14 protein-coding genes are annotated in these 12,634 nt (G+C 64.6%); 8 read left to right on the top strand and 6 right to left on the bottom strand.

All coding sequences use genetic code 11. The annotated features are described in order from the left end of the window. Positions 1-27 precede the first annotated feature (27 nt). Positions 28-1,431, bottom strand: coding sequence for an NAD(P)H-quinone dehydrogenase (locus KTR60_RS10400; RefSeq protein ID WP_003940987.1), 1,404 nt, complete (start codon positions 1,429-1,431; stop codon positions 28-30). Positions 1,432-1,585: 154 nt separating this feature from the next. Between KTR60_RS10400 and KTR60_RS10395 the strand changes: the two genes are divergently transcribed. After that, positions 1,586-2,056: a gamma-glutamylcyclotransferase gene (locus KTR60_RS10395; protein ID WP_003940753.1), complete on the top strand. Its 471-nt coding sequence runs from the start codon at positions 1,586-1,588 to the stop codon at positions 2,054-2,056. A 13-nt stretch (positions 2,057-2,069) separates the two neighbouring features. Here the strand turns inward: KTR60_RS10395 and KTR60_RS10390 are convergent, their stop codons facing one another. The 4 genes from KTR60_RS10390 to KTR60_RS10375 are packed head-to-tail and all read right to left on the bottom strand — an operon-like array spanning position 2,070 to position 6,218. Then, a complete protein-coding gene (locus KTR60_RS10390) occupies positions 2,070-3,146 on the bottom strand; it encodes a hypothetical protein (RefSeq protein ID WP_030535059.1) in 1,077 nt (358 codons plus the stop codon). 55 nt (positions 3,147-3,201) lie between these two features. Next, positions 3,202-4,350 (bottom strand): M20 family metallopeptidase, encoded by a 1,149-nt coding sequence (locus KTR60_RS10385; protein WP_003940741.1) that lies wholly within the window; start codon positions 4,348-4,350, stop codon positions 3,202-3,204. Next, the gene (locus KTR60_RS10380; RefSeq protein WP_003940688.1) at positions 4,347-5,507 is read right to left on the bottom strand and encodes a M20 family metallopeptidase; all 1,161 of its coding nucleotides are present in this window, start codon (positions 5,505-5,507) and stop codon (positions 4,347-4,349) included. The genes KTR60_RS10385 and KTR60_RS10380 overlap by 4 nt, the downstream gene beginning before the upstream one ends. A 12-nt stretch (positions 5,508-5,519) precedes the next feature. After that, the gene (locus KTR60_RS10375; RefSeq protein WP_003940710.1) at positions 5,520-6,218 is read right to left on the bottom strand and encodes an enoyl-CoA hydratase-related protein; all 699 of its coding nucleotides are present in this window, start codon (positions 6,216-6,218) and stop codon (positions 5,520-5,522) included. A 67-nt stretch (positions 6,219-6,285) separates the two neighbouring features. Here KTR60_RS10375 and KTR60_RS10370 point away from each other — a divergent pair, with 67 nt between their 5' ends. Further along, positions 6,286-7,083 carry a purine-nucleoside phosphorylase gene (locus KTR60_RS10370; protein ID WP_030535061.1) on the top strand — a complete coding sequence of 266 codons (798 nt, stop codon included), beginning with the start codon at positions 6,286-6,288 and terminating at the stop codon, positions 7,081-7,083. Continuing rightward, positions 7,080-8,672, top strand: coding sequence for a phospho-sugar mutase (locus tag KTR60_RS10365; RefSeq protein WP_228402123.1), 1,593 nt, complete (start codon positions 7,080-7,082; stop codon positions 8,670-8,672). Before KTR60_RS10370 ends, KTR60_RS10365 begins: the two co-directional genes overlap by 4 nt. On the opposite strand, the gene upp is transcribed toward KTR60_RS10365, so the two are convergent. After that, the gene (upp, locus tag KTR60_RS10360) at positions 8,669-9,292 is read right to left on the bottom strand and encodes a uracil phosphoribosyltransferase (protein WP_007727319.1); all 624 of its coding nucleotides are present in this window, start codon (positions 9,290-9,292) and stop codon (positions 8,669-8,671) included. The two genes, KTR60_RS10365 and upp, sit on opposite strands and share 4 nt — an antisense overlap. 81 nt (positions 9,293-9,373) lie before the next feature. Between upp and KTR60_RS10355 the strand changes: the two genes are divergently transcribed. Genes KTR60_RS10355 through KTR60_RS10335 form a run of 5 tightly spaced genes read left to right on the top strand, consistent with a single transcriptional unit; the run spans position 9,374 to position 12,628 of the window. After that, complete coding sequence (locus tag KTR60_RS10355) at positions 9,374-9,688, top strand: type VII secretion target (protein WP_007727320.1); 315 nt, start codon at positions 9,374-9,376, stop codon at positions 9,686-9,688. Further along, positions 9,685-10,695 carry a C40 family peptidase gene (locus KTR60_RS10350; RefSeq protein ID WP_214925638.1) on the top strand — a complete coding sequence of 337 codons (1,011 nt, stop codon included), beginning with the start codon at positions 9,685-9,687 and terminating at the stop codon, positions 10,693-10,695. The genes KTR60_RS10355 and KTR60_RS10350 overlap by 4 nt, the downstream gene beginning before the upstream one ends. 9 nt (positions 10,696-10,704) lie before the next feature. Beyond that, positions 10,705-11,046 carry a hypothetical protein gene (locus KTR60_RS10345; protein ID WP_050654874.1) on the top strand — a complete coding sequence of 114 codons (342 nt, stop codon included), beginning with the start codon at positions 10,705-10,707 and terminating at the stop codon, positions 11,044-11,046. After that, on the top strand, positions 11,043-11,342 hold the full coding sequence (locus KTR60_RS10340; protein ID WP_007727324.1) for a YbaB/EbfC family nucleoid-associated protein: 300 nt from the start codon (positions 11,043-11,045) through the stop codon (positions 11,340-11,342). The genes KTR60_RS10345 and KTR60_RS10340 overlap by 4 nt, the downstream gene beginning before the upstream one ends. A gap of 47 nt (positions 11,343-11,389) precedes the next feature. Beyond that, a complete protein-coding gene (locus tag KTR60_RS10335; RefSeq protein ID WP_003940713.1) occupies positions 11,390-12,628 on the top strand; it encodes a hypothetical protein in 1,239 nt (412 codons plus the stop codon). The last annotated feature ends 6 nt before the right edge of the window (positions 12,629-12,634 follow it).

Below are 12,634 nucleotides of genomic sequence, written 5' to 3'. Positions count from 1 at the left end.
ACATTGTAAGAAGACTCTGGTCGGTTGTCAGTCCAGGTCGTCGTGACGCATGAGCTGACGAGCAGCCTCGGTGATCGATCCGGTCAGCGACGGGTACACCGAGAACGTCTGCGCCAGGTCGTTGACCGTCAGGTTGTTCTGTACGGCGATCGCGATCGGCAGGATCAATTCCGAAGCAGTGGGTGCGACCACAACACCGCCGATGACCACGCCGGTAGCCGGGCGGCAGAAAATCTTCACGAATCCGCGACGCAAACCGGACATCTTGGCGCGCGGGTTGGTGTTGAGCGGCAACATGACGGTGCGCGCAGGCACCTCTCCGTTGTCGATCGCTGCCTGCGAAACACCCACCGTTGCAATTTCGGGGCGTGTGAAGACGGCCGACGCGACGGTCTTCAACTTGATCGGGCTGACGCCTTCACCCAGTGCGTGGTACATCGCGATACGTCCCTGCATCGCAGCCACCGACGCGAGCGGGAGCAGTCCGGTGCAGTCACCGGCAGCGTAGATACCGGAAACCGTGGTGCGCGAGACCCGGTCGACACGCAGGTATCCACCCTTGTCCAACTCGATGCCGACCCGCTCCAGGCCGAGACCGTTGGTGTTGGGGACGGAACCGACGGTCATCAGAGCGTGGCTTCCTTCGACCGTGCGGCCGTCGGAGAGCTTGACGACGATGCCCTTCTCGGTGCGCTCGACGGCGTCCGCGCGGGCATGCTTGACGAGGGTGACACCGCGCTCGGCGAGGGCGTCCTCGAGCACGAGCGCCGCATCGGCATCCTCGCCGGGCAGAACACGGTCGCGACTGGACACGAGCGTGACCTTGACGCCCATCTCGGTGTACGCGGAGACGAACTCGGCACCGGTGACACCGGAACCGACCACGACCAGGTGCTCGGGAAGCTCGTCCAAGTCGTAGAGCTGGCGCCACGTCATGATTCGCTCACCGTCGGGCTCGGCTCCCGGGATGATGCGGGGGCTGGCGCCGGTGGCGATCAACACGACGTCTGCGTCGATGGTCTTCTGCTCGCCGCTTCCGAGCGTCGCGCGAACCTGGTGTGCTGCCATGCCGAGGAGTGGATCGGTCAGTTCGGCGGTGCCGGAGAGAACCTCGACGCCTACCGTCTGCAACCGTGCGCGAATGTCCGAGGACTGGGACAACGCGAGACTCTTGACTCGGGAGTGGATCTTCGGCAGTGACACCGAAGCCTGCTCCGGATCCAGAGTGATGCCGAGGTCGGATGCACGACGCATGTCGGTGCGGATTCCGGTGGACGCGATGAACGTCTTCGACGGGACACAGTCGAACAGCACACACGCACCGCCGACGCCGTCCGAATCGACCAGGGTGACCGTGGCCCCGTGCTGCGCGGCTACCAGTGCCGCCTCGTAGCCGGCGGGTCCGCCACCGATGATCACGATCCGGGTCATGTGTCCTCCAAGTCCTCGCGTGGCCGGCAGGGGTCTCCCGTCGACCAGTGTCACGCTATTCGAGCACCACGTGTCGCGCAGTGCTTGTACCAGATTACTTGCGTCCGGTGGTCCGCTTCGCCACACCCTCGGACCACGGTTTAGGCTTGCGCCCGTGTCGATTTATGCCGCCTACGGTTCCAACATGCATCCCGAGCAGATGTTGTTGCGCTGCCCACACTCCCCCATGTCCGGGACAGGGTGGCTGCGAGGCTGGCGCCTGACCTTCAGCGGCGAGGACCTCGGCTGGGAGGGTGCTCTCGCCACCGTGGTCGAAGATCCCGATTCCAGTGTTTTCGTGGTGCTCTACGACGTCCCGGAAGAGGACGAAGTGAGTCTGGACCGCTGGGAAGGTGCCGAACTGGGTCTGCACCGCAAGATCCGCGTGCGGGTCGACACCGCCGGCGACGCGGTACTTGCGTGGCTCTACGTCATGGATGCGTACGAAGGCGGGCTGCCGTCGGCCCGCTACATCGGTGTGATGGCCGACGCTGCCGAGATTGCCGGAGCGCCGGCCGAGTACGTACGAGAGTTGCGGACGAGAAACAGCCGCAATGTCGGTCCGGGTAACGGTGTTACCGATTAGATAGCTGTCCTGCTCAAAGCAGCAGGAAATACGCGAGCACTGCCAGTGCTGCGAGCACCACCACAACCGTCACGCCGATGAGCACACGCTTGGAACCGCGCGACTCCGATTCGCCTGCGACAACTGCAGTTTCCGGCTCGGCGGTCGCCACCCCGGCAGCGGTTTCTGCCGCCACCTTCTCGCGTCCCAGGGTGTCGAATACCTCGGTCACGTCGTGTGAAGGCGGCAATCCGATCGGCACGATAGTGTGCGACGTCGAGGTGAATCCGGCAGCCAGAATTGCGGCTCCCAGCGCAGCCGACTGCTCAGGTCCGGGACCGAGTTCACATCTGACACCGAGCTTTTCGGCAATCCCGGCCGCTATGGACATCATGGCCGCTTTGTCTGTCGCCGGTTCGCCGTCACCGGTGACGACTACGGCGTCCAGGTTCTCCGGCATCCAACCGAACGCACCCAGAGCCGTCGCGAGGCGTGAACTCGGCGAACTCCCGTCGCCGGCAAAGCCGAATGCACGGCCGGCCGCGACACCAGAACGCACGAGGGTGACCGCTGCCCCGGTGTCGTCCACGTGATAGATGCCGATGAGCGTGCCGGCGAGTGCCGCGATTTCCGACTCGAACCACGCCGACACGGCCTCGGCATCCGAGACGAGTGTGACCCGTTCGAGGCCCGCGTAGACCAGCGAATCCTGCATGAGGGCCGCTGTCGACGAGTCCCAGCGTGACGGGTAGGTCGCGACGATGTCGGGCGCTCCCCCGCTTCGACCACCACGATCGGGCAGCGGCTCGCATTCCTGCAACAGACAGCGAATCGAGGTCGCCACCAAATCCTCGGCGCGGTAACGAGTATCGGCAGTTCCCGCGACGCCACTCGGGTCCCCGACGCGACCGACAAAGCCCGACCAGCTCTCGGCGAACTCACGGCCGGCACCCAGTTGCTCGGTGCCACCGAGCACCGTCGTTCCGTCCTTGCGTTGATTGAGGATCGTGTCCCGAACCAATACCACCGGATCGGCCGAACCCGGATCGTTCGACGCAACGACAGCCGTCGACACCAATGTGCCGATTCGCACTCCCACACCTATGGACATGCCCGTACCTTCACTCGAACGACACGAAAAACGGTACCCCCGACGGGAACCGGAACTATCCCAGAACCAGGCTCGTCAGAACCTTCACACCGACGCCGAGTGCTCGCTCGTCGAGATCGAAAGTGGGTTGGTGGATGTCGAGCTGATCGCCCTCACCCGACCACACGCCGAGCCGCGCCATGGCACCCGGCACGGTTTCGAGGTACCACGAAAAGTCTTCGCCACCACCGGATTGCGGGGTGTCCGCCAAAGCATCTTGTCCGACGGTCGCGATGGCGTCCTCGAACATCCGAGTGGACACCTCGTCGTTGACGACCGGAGGCACTCCGCGACGATAGTTGAGTTGGTAGCGAACTCCGGTGGGTGCGAGCAGTCCGTGGACGATTTCTTCCACGAGCGGTTCGAGCAACTCCCAGGTGTCGTGATCGCCGGTACGTACCGTGCCCGTCATCATGCCGGTCTGCGGAATCGCGTTGGGCGCCTGACCTGCGCTGACCGCGCCCCACACCATGACGGTTCCGGTACGCGGATCGATACGACGGCTGAGCATTCCCGGCAGCCCGGTCACGACGGTGCCGAGCGCGTAGATCAGATCCGTGGTCAAATGCGGCCGCGACGTGTGCCCACCCGGAGAGTCGAGGACGACCTCGATCGTGTCGGCAGCAGAGGTGATCGCACCCAGGCGCATTCCCACCTGGCCTGCCTCGAGTCGCGGATCGCAGTGCAGAGCAAAGATTCTGGACACACCGTCGAGCGCGCCCGCGGCGATGACGTCGAGTGCTCCGCCAGGCATGACTTCCTCGGCGGGCTGGAATATCAGCCGAACCCCGACGGGAAGTTCGGGCAGCGTGGCCAGAGCCAGTCCGGCGCCGAGCAAGATGGTGGTGTGGGCGTCGTGCCCGCATGCATGGGACACACCGGGGACCGTGGACGAGTACGTCGCCCCGGTCGCTTCCTGCATCGGCAAAGCGTCCATGTCGGCGCGCAGTGCGATTCGTGGACCCTCCGGTCCGATATCGCACGTGAGACCGGTGCCACCGGGAAGGATCTTCGGCGACAATCCAGCGGCAGTGAGGCGGGTGGCGACGAATTCGGTGGTCGCGTATTCGCGGCGAGCCAACTCCGGGTTGGCATGGATGTGTCGACGCCACGCGACGAGGTCGTCGGTGTGCGCGTGAATCCACGTGTCGATTGCCGCGTTCACCGGCGATCTACCCCTTCCAACAGACGGGCGCGTTGTTCTGGATCGGACGCTACCCGGACAGCAGTGCGGGCCAACGCAATTGCACCGTCGACTACCGCTCGATCTGCGGAGGTGGTGATACACGCAGCCGCGAACTCCGGCTGATGTGTCACTGCCCCCGATGAATCCAAGCCTATGACCGGGTGAATTCCCGGAATCACATTGGTCACATTACCCATATCCGTACTACCCAGTGGACGGGAGCGCTCCCATTCCGCTGCCAGTGGCACCCGCCCGAGATCGACGATCTGTTCACGGTACGCCGCCGCCAGCCACGGATCGGGGGTCAACTCGGTGTAAGTAGGCGATACCGTGCGGATTTCGTGGGTGCACCCGGTGCCGAGTGCACCCGAGGCGAAGCACGCGTCGGCACGCTCGGACAGATTGGCCAACGACGCGGCCGTTTCGGCACGCAGGTAGTAGAGCAATTCGGACCGAGCCGGAACGATGTTGGGAGCCGTGCCGCCGTCACTGACGATTCCGTGAATCTGCTGACCTGGCTGCAGGTGCTGACGCAACAGTCCGACCGCCACCTGAGCGAGAGTCGCTGCGTCGGCGGCGTTACGACCGAACTCCGGCGCAGCAGACGCATGCGCCTCGCGACCGTGATAACTCACGGCGATGTCCGCCAAGGCCAGCGAGGTCGCACCGATGATGTCGATCGGCCCTGGATGAACCATCATGGCCGCGCCGACGCCGTCGAATGCACCACGCTCGAGCATCAGAACTTTGCCGCCACCGGTTTCCTCCGCGGGAGTACCGATCACTCGGACTGTGATCCCCAGTTCGTCGGCCACGGTAGCCAACGCGATGCCGGCCCCGACCGCGGCGGCGGCAATGATGTTGTGCCCACAGGCATGGCCGATCTCGGGCAGCGCGTCGTACTCGGCGCAGATCGCGATGACCAACTCTCCGCTGCCGTAGGTGGCATCGAAAGCCGTCGGCAGATCGACGATCCCGTGAGTGACCGCGAAACCGTGCTGCGCCAGCAGGTCCGACACTTTGGCAGCGCTGCGGAACTCCTCGAAGGCGAGTTCCGGGTCGCTGTGAATCGAATGCGACAGCGCAATCAGATCGGCCTCTACGGACCTGACTGCGCTGTCGACATTCTGGTTCACGCGATCATTGTCTCACCCGAAGGAGAAGTTGCTCTTGTCAGTCACCTGAGCGAGGTCTGCAAGAGCATCGCGGTGGATGCCTGCCTTGATTCCCGCCAAGTTCTTGCCGTGAGTCGACGTCAGTGCCGACGCCTTGGCCACAGCAGCGGCGAGCACTCCGTCGCCGTCGACCGTTTCCTGCACGATGCCCGCAGCGAGTGCGTCGGCGCCGCCGAAGCGACGCCCCGTCGTCATGGCATCGACTGCCGTCTGCTTGGGCAGACGACTGTTCAGCAGTGCAGACATCCCGACAGTGAACGGCATGTTCAGTCCCACCTCGGGCAGGCAGTAGAAGCCGCGGTCCGCGCGCATGATCTGGAAATCGTGCGAGGACGCGAGCATGGCGCCGGCGCCGAACGCGTGCCCCTGCACGGCCGCGACCGTGGCCATCGGGAAGGTCAGCAAACGGCTGTAGATGGTGTGGACCTTGTCCAGGTAGCCGGGGAGACCGTCGAGATTGCCGAAGATCCACGTCGTGTCCAGGCCGTTCGTGTAGAACTTGCCCGTCGCCGTCGTCACCAGGGCTGCGGGCCCCTCGTGCGCTTCGACCTCGTCCAACTTGCTGTGAACAGCGTCGATCCACTCAGGGCCGAAGCGGTTCTCGTTGTCCGTTTCGCCCTCGTTGCCGAGGTACAGGATGAATACGTCGCCGTCGCGTTCGAGATAAGGCATGGATGGGAGAGTAACGCCCGCCAACTCACCCGGCGAACCGACCCGACTCCTCAGTAGGGTTGCTCACATGGGAACGATCGCCGAGGCCGCCGCCGCTGCTCTGTCCGCCATGACTGGCTCTTCGTCACCGTCAGTCGCCATCGTGCTCGGGTCGGGGTGGACCGATGCCGCAGACGTGTTCGGCGACGCCGGTGCGGACGTGACAGCCGAAGTCTCGATGGCGGATCTTCCTGGCTTCGCCCCACCGTCCGCTCTCGGCCATGCGGGCACCATTCGTTCGGTGCGCGTCGGAAACACCGAAGTCCTGCTGCTGCTCGGGCGCGCGCACGCATACGAGGGCCACGATCTCGGTACCGTCGTCCACCCGGTCCGGACAGCCATTGCTGCCGGTGCCCAAACGGTCATCCTCACCAATGCGGCCGGCGGTATTGCTGAAAACTACACAGTCGGTCAACCGGTGCTGATCAGTGACCACCTGAACCTGACGGCCCGCTCTCCCCTCGTCGGCGCAGAGTTCGTCGACCTGGTCGACGCCTACTCGCCGGAACTGCGTGCGCTGGCTCGCTCGATCGACCCGGACCTTGCCGAGGGTGTTTACGCCGGGCTTCCCGGTCCGCATTACGAGACTCCGGCCGAGATTCGAATGCTTCGTACACTCGGCGCCGATCTGGTCGGCATGTCGACGGTTCACGAGACCATCGCGGCTCGCGCGCTCGGCGCTCGCGTTCTCGGCATCTCCATGGTCACCAATCTGGCCGCCGGAATCACGGGAGCCCCGCTCGACCATCAGGAAGTGCTGGCGGCAGGCAAAGCCTCGGCGGCCCGGATGGGAGTGCTGCTGCGTCAACTGGTCGAGCAGCTGTGACACCACTGAACGTCACCGAGTGGATCGACGCCGATCCGGACCCAGTTACCCGCGCAGAATTAGCAGCCCTTTCGGAACATGAACTGACCGAACGCTTTTCCGCACCACTGACGTTCGGCACTGCTGGGCTTCGCGGGCCGGTACGCGGCGGACCCAACGGCATGAACCTCGCGGTCGTCATCCGGACCACGGCCGGTCTGGCGGCCTGGCTGACAGCTCGCTGCCAGGGCGGGTCCCGCGTTGTGGTCGGCCGCGACGCCCGGCTCGGTTCAGAGGCATTTGCTCTGGCCGCCGCCGAGGTCATGGCAGCGGCCGGGTTCGAGGTGACCCTGCTCCCCCGCCCACTGCCGACACCGCTGGTGGCGTTCGCGGTGCGCAGGCTCGGGGCAGCGGCAGGTATCCAGATCACCGCCTCCCACAATCCTGCCGCCGACAACGGTTACAAGGTGTATCTCTCGGGCGGAGCGCAACTCGTCTCCCCCGCCGATCGTGAAATCGAGAGCGAGATCGCTCGCATCGGTAGTGCCGCCGACGTCGCGCGAGCATCGGTGATTCCGGCCGACGATTCTCTGGTCGAGGAGTACATCGCCCGCATCGCGACCCTCCCGCACGGCGACGCCCGCTCGATCCGGATTGCGCTCACGGCAATGCACGGCGTCGGGGGTGAGACTGCGACCGCGGCTCTGCGAGCAGCAGGATTCGAGGACCTGCACGTCGTGGCGGAGCAGTTCGATCCCGACCCCACGTTTCCGACCGTCGAGTTCCCCAATCCCGAAGAGCCCGGCGCCGCAGACCGCCTGCTCGCCCTTGCCCGAAGTGTCGACGCGGATCTGGCGATCGCACTCGACCCGGATGCCGACCGCTGCGCCGTCGGAGTTCGCGACGGTGATCAGTGGCGCATGTTGCGCGGCGACGAAACCGGGGTGCTCCTGGCCGACCACGTACTGAGCACGGCGCCCGAAGATTCGTTGGTGGCGACGACGATCGTCTCCTCGACCCTGCTCTCGAAGTTGGCGAAAGCCCGCGGAGCCAGGTTTGCGCAGACACTCACCGGATTCAAGTGGCTCACGCGCGCCGGCGACGGACTCGTCTACGCCTACGAGGAAGCGATCGGGCACTGCGTCGATCCGGATGTGGTGCGGGACAAGGACGGAATCTCAGCTGCCGTTCTGGTGGCTGACTTGGCTGCCACCCTCGCGGGCAGCAACAGAACCCTGTTGGACGTTCTAGGCGACTATGCCGTCGAATTCGGACTGCATTGCGGGGACCAAGTATCCCGCCGCGTCGAGGACTCGAGTGACATCGCGGAAATGATGAAACGGCTACGCGCCGATCCGCCAAGCCAACTCGCGGGCGAGCCGGTCACGACCGAGGACTTGTCCCTGGTTCGCGGTGGTATGCGCACCGACGCAGTGATATTCGACGGGCCGTCGATCCGCGTGGTTGTTCGACCGTCCGGAACCGAGCCCAAGCTCAAGTGCTATCTCGAAGTTGTCGTCCCGGTGGCGAACCGCGCCGACCTCGCGAACGCAGTAGAGCAGGCGAAGGCCCGGCTGGCCGAACTCCGAACCTTCGCCCTTTCGCTCTAGCGGGGTCCGAACTGCCGATCGCCGGCGTCACCGAGACCGGGGACGATGAAAGCGTTCTCGTCGAGTCCGTCGTCGATGCTCGCGATGACCAGACGAACCGGGTGGCCGGACGCTGCCAGCGCGTCGACGCCGGCCGGAGCGGCCACGACGCACACTGCCGTGACATCCGTCGCGCCACGCGCAACCAGCAAGTCGATGGTGTGCACCATCGAACCACCGGTGGCGAGCATCGGATCGAGCACGAACACCGGGATCCCGGACAGATCCGCCGGCAGGGATTCGAGGTACGGAACCGGCTGATGAGTCTCTTCGTCACGTGCCATTCCGACAAAGCCGACGCCGGCCGACGGAATCAGCGCACTCGCCTGTTCGACCATGCCCAGACCGGCCCGCAGCACCGGTACCAACAACGGCGGCTTCGCGAGCCGGATGCCCGTCGTCGCTGCTACCGGGGTGTCGACCGGAAATTCCTCGACCTCCGCGTCACGCATGGCCTCGTAGACCAGCATGTGCGTGAGCCTGCGAAGTGCGGAACGAAAAGTCGCGTTCTCACTGCGTGCATCACGCATTGTCGTCAAGAGGGCCGCCGCGAGCGGATGGTCGACTACGTGCGTTTGCATGACCATCAGAATAGTTCCTCGGGAACCGGAGCACCCCGCGCGGCGTCCAAGAGGGAGTAAGCGCAACGGGGGGAAGACAAGTTGACAAATCTGGATCTGGACACTGAAAGCATCGCGGAGTTCGCCACGCGGTTGGGCACTGTTGCCGACAACGTCGCGCAAGCTCGACAGGACGCGGCGGGTGGCGATCACTTGGCTCTGTCCACTGTGCTGGGGCTGATCGGCGGCGACTTCGTCGATGTCGCGAGCCGAGCACAGCAAGCGCACATCGACGACATCGATCGACTGTCCGCTGTGATCTCCAGCGTCCAGTCAGCCACCCGCGACGCTCACGCCGTCTATCTCGACTCCGAGGAATCGGTACGAAGGACTCTCGCTGAAGCCGCACGCTCATGATCGACGTCGACGCACTCGCACGACCGATCATCGACCTGGTCGACACTGTCGGGACTGGTGTCCCCAGCGCAAGTGGACCCGACGTCGGCATCCGAATCGCCACGGACGCCCTCGAGATCGCCTACCAACTGGGAAGCGCGGCACTGAGCGAACTGGCGTCCTCTCAGAGTTCGTCGACTGCTCTCACTGCTGCGGTGACCAAAACCGAGCAGACGCAGACGTCGACGCGAAACCTCGCCGATCGCGGAAACGACATCGCCGGCGTCGTGGACGAAGCGACAACGTCCGTGTACGCGGGAATGACCGAACTCGGTGAGATTCTCCAGTCGTTTCTGACACTCGCGATCAAGGCCGGGCCGACGCTGATGACACCGACGGGCCAATTGATGTTGTTGTCGGCCGCGTTGGAGCACCTCGGACGCGCGGTATCGGTTATCGAGCGGGTACGCGGTGAGCTGGCCGGGTCGACCGACAAGATGTCCGCACTCGTCCCGTCCGTCCCGATACCCGATCCCGCACCTGGGGTCTCCGAGTCGGCGGGTGGTTCCGGTTCCGCAAGTGGTTCCGGTTCCGCAAGTGGTTCCGGTTCCGCAAGTGGTTCCGGTTCCGTCGGTGGCGTTGAGGTCGAACTTCCCGACGGCTCGATTGCCACCGCACCGAACGCCGAGGCCGCTGCTGCCGTACGCAACGCGCTCACTCAACAGGGTGTCCCGTACGCCTGGGGAGGCACGACACCCGGAGTCGGTCTGGACTGCAGTGGTCTGACGCAATGGGCGTACGGCCAGGCCGGAGTCGATATTCCGAGGTTGGCTCAGGAACAGGGAATCGGGAACCAGGTCGATCAGAACAATCTGATGCCGGGCGACCTCGCGGTCTGGGACGGACACGTCGCCATGGTGATCGGCAACGGTCAGATGGTCGAAGCCGGCGATCCTGTCGAGATCAGCGCCATCCGAACCACGAACAGCGGCATGGGCTTTCACGGCTTCTACCGTCCGACGGAATGACAGGGAATCATGCCCGAGAACAAGCGCGAATCACCGCCGATCATCACAGCCGTAGCCGTCAACCGCAACGGAACCATCGCGGTCCGCGCCACGGAGCACGCCGTGCCCGTGGACCTGAGGATCAGCCAGGACGAACTGCGGTACGGCGGGCAGCGGTTGGCACAGCAGATACTCACGCTGTGCTCACATGCAGCAATCGAAGCCGGCGCCCGCCATCGTGTGGAGCTCGAGGAGACCGGAGTCCCGGCAGCGATCCTCGATCGGCTCGGTCTCCCGACCCGAGACGAACTGGCCGATGTCGACGCCGCCGAGGGCCAGAACCTTCCGTCGAGCTGGATGCGTTCGATATGAGCGAGATTGATCGAATCATGGAGCTGGCGAAACACCGGACGGGACTCTTGCAGGACGCCGTCGACGGGGTCGGCGCTCTTCGGGTAGTCGTCTCGAGCGAGGGTGGGATAGTCACGGCGACTGTCGACGGGCTGGGCGCTCTGGTCGACCTACGGATCACCGACGCAATCACCGCGATGAATTCTCAGACGGTGGCCGCATTGACGGTGGCCACGATTCACCAGGCAGTTCAACAGTCCAACGACGAACGCGAGCGACTGGTCAGTGAGCTCCGAGTAGCCCTGAAACAAACGTGACGAACCCCCGCTATGCCTTTCGCGCTGCGGTGGATAGGCTTCCGCCCATGGCTGGAGACATCGTCCCTATCGAAATCGGACTCACCGACGGAGACCTCGTCACTTTGTGGGCACCTCGCTGGCGCGAGGGCGACGACGAGTGGGAAGCGTTTCTCGGCCATGAGGAAGACCTCTACGGGTTCTCCTCCGTCGCGGAACTCGCGGCCTTCATCCGAACGGACTCCGACAACGACCTGGTCGAGCATCCGGCGTGGGCCGTCGTCTCCGGACTGTCGGCAGCCGAGTTGGAACCGGAAGAGAACTTCACGTTCGACTTCGTCGGCGTGCCGGAACTGGCCGCAGGTGACCCTGAGGCACTGGTGGTCTCGGAACTCGAAGACACCCTGAACATGGCTCGCAACATCGGTGAGGTGTGCGAACTCGACGCGGTCATCCGCTTCTTCAGCGGCCATCCGGTACTCGGCGCGCTTGCCACCGGCGCCGGCACCTTCGAAGGCCGCGAAGGCCTGGAGCTGTGGGACCAGGTCGGCGCTGCGATCGTCAAGGACTGGGACGCCGTTCTCGACGCCATCGACAAGGTGGTCACCTCCCCGAAGGTCGATGCAGCCGCCGTCGCGGTCGCCGAAGCTGAACTGCTCGCTGCCGCCGAGAACACCGTCGACGCCGACGATGTCGCCGAGGAGGGCGAGGACGAGGAATTCGACGAAGACGACCTCGAAGAGGACGAAGACGAAGTCGAGACCTTCTGGGGCGAGGTCGGTGTCGACCCGATCCGCATCATCACCTCGGCCGAGACGTTCTACACTCTGCGCTGCTACATGGGAGATCAGGCGATCTTCCTCGGCAAGGACGGACTGATCACCGTCTTCCGTAGCGAGCGCGCACTCGCTCGCTACCTCGCCGACAACCACGAACACGATCTCTCGCAGGTCAGTACGTACGGCGAAATTCAGAATGCGGCCGTCGACGGTTCACTCGAAATCGAGGTCACGGACGAGAACGTCTACGTTCTGCCCGGTATCGCCGACGACCTCGCCCAGGGCCCGGACGTCGTAGATGCCGAGCAGCTGGAACTCGCAGTCGAATTGTTCACCGATGCAGCAGATTTCGCCGACGACGACTCCACCGAGGAGGCTCTGTCCGCGTCGAACGAGCTGGGTTGGTACGTCTCGTACCTCCTCAACCCCGATCCGTCGCGGATGGCTCCGAGTGCGCCGTTCACCAAGGAATCCGAGGCCTGGCGCGAACTCGAACGCGAGTTCGAGGCCCGGCTTCGATCTGAGTAGTCGGGC

Source organism: Rhodococcus sp. C1, from assembly GCF_020809065.1.
Lineage (GTDB): Bacteria > Actinomycetota > Actinomycetes > Mycobacteriales > Mycobacteriaceae > Rhodococcus_F > Rhodococcus_F qingshengii.
This window is presented reverse-complemented; position numbering and strand designations above follow the sequence as displayed.

What these genes read in the sequence shown, in the direction of transcription:
- KTR60_RS10400 (WP_003940987.1), bottom strand. Translation starts at nt 1,431, where the DNA reads ATGACCCGGATCGTGATCATCGGTGGCGGACCCGCCGGCTACGAGGCG.
- KTR60_RS10390 (WP_030535059.1), bottom strand. Translation starts at nt 3,146, where the DNA reads ATGTCCATAGGTGTGGGAGTGCGAATCGGCACATTGGTGTCGACGGCT.
- KTR60_RS10375 (WP_003940710.1), bottom strand. Translation starts at nt 6,218, where the DNA reads ATGCCTTATCTCGAACGCGACGGCGACGTATTCATCCTGTACCTCGGC.
- KTR60_RS10370 (WP_030535061.1), top strand. Translation starts at nt 6,286, where the DNA reads ATGGGAACGATCGCCGAGGCCGCCGCCGCTGCTCTGTCCGCCATGACT.
- upp (WP_007727319.1), bottom strand. Translation starts at nt 9,292, where the DNA reads ATGCAAACGCACGTAGTCGACCATCCGCTCGCGGCGGCCCTCTTGACG.
- KTR60_RS10350 (WP_214925638.1), top strand. Translation starts at nt 9,685, where the DNA reads ATGATCGACGTCGACGCACTCGCACGACCGATCATCGACCTGGTCGAC.
- KTR60_RS10345 (WP_050654874.1), top strand. Translation starts at nt 10,705, where the DNA reads ATGCCCGAGAACAAGCGCGAATCACCGCCGATCATCACAGCCGTAGCC.
- KTR60_RS10340 (WP_007727324.1), top strand. Translation starts at nt 11,043, where the DNA reads ATGAGCGAGATTGATCGAATCATGGAGCTGGCGAAACACCGGACGGGA.
- KTR60_RS10335 (WP_003940713.1), top strand. Translation starts at nt 11,390, where the DNA reads ATGGCTGGAGACATCGTCCCTATCGAAATCGGACTCACCGACGGAGAC.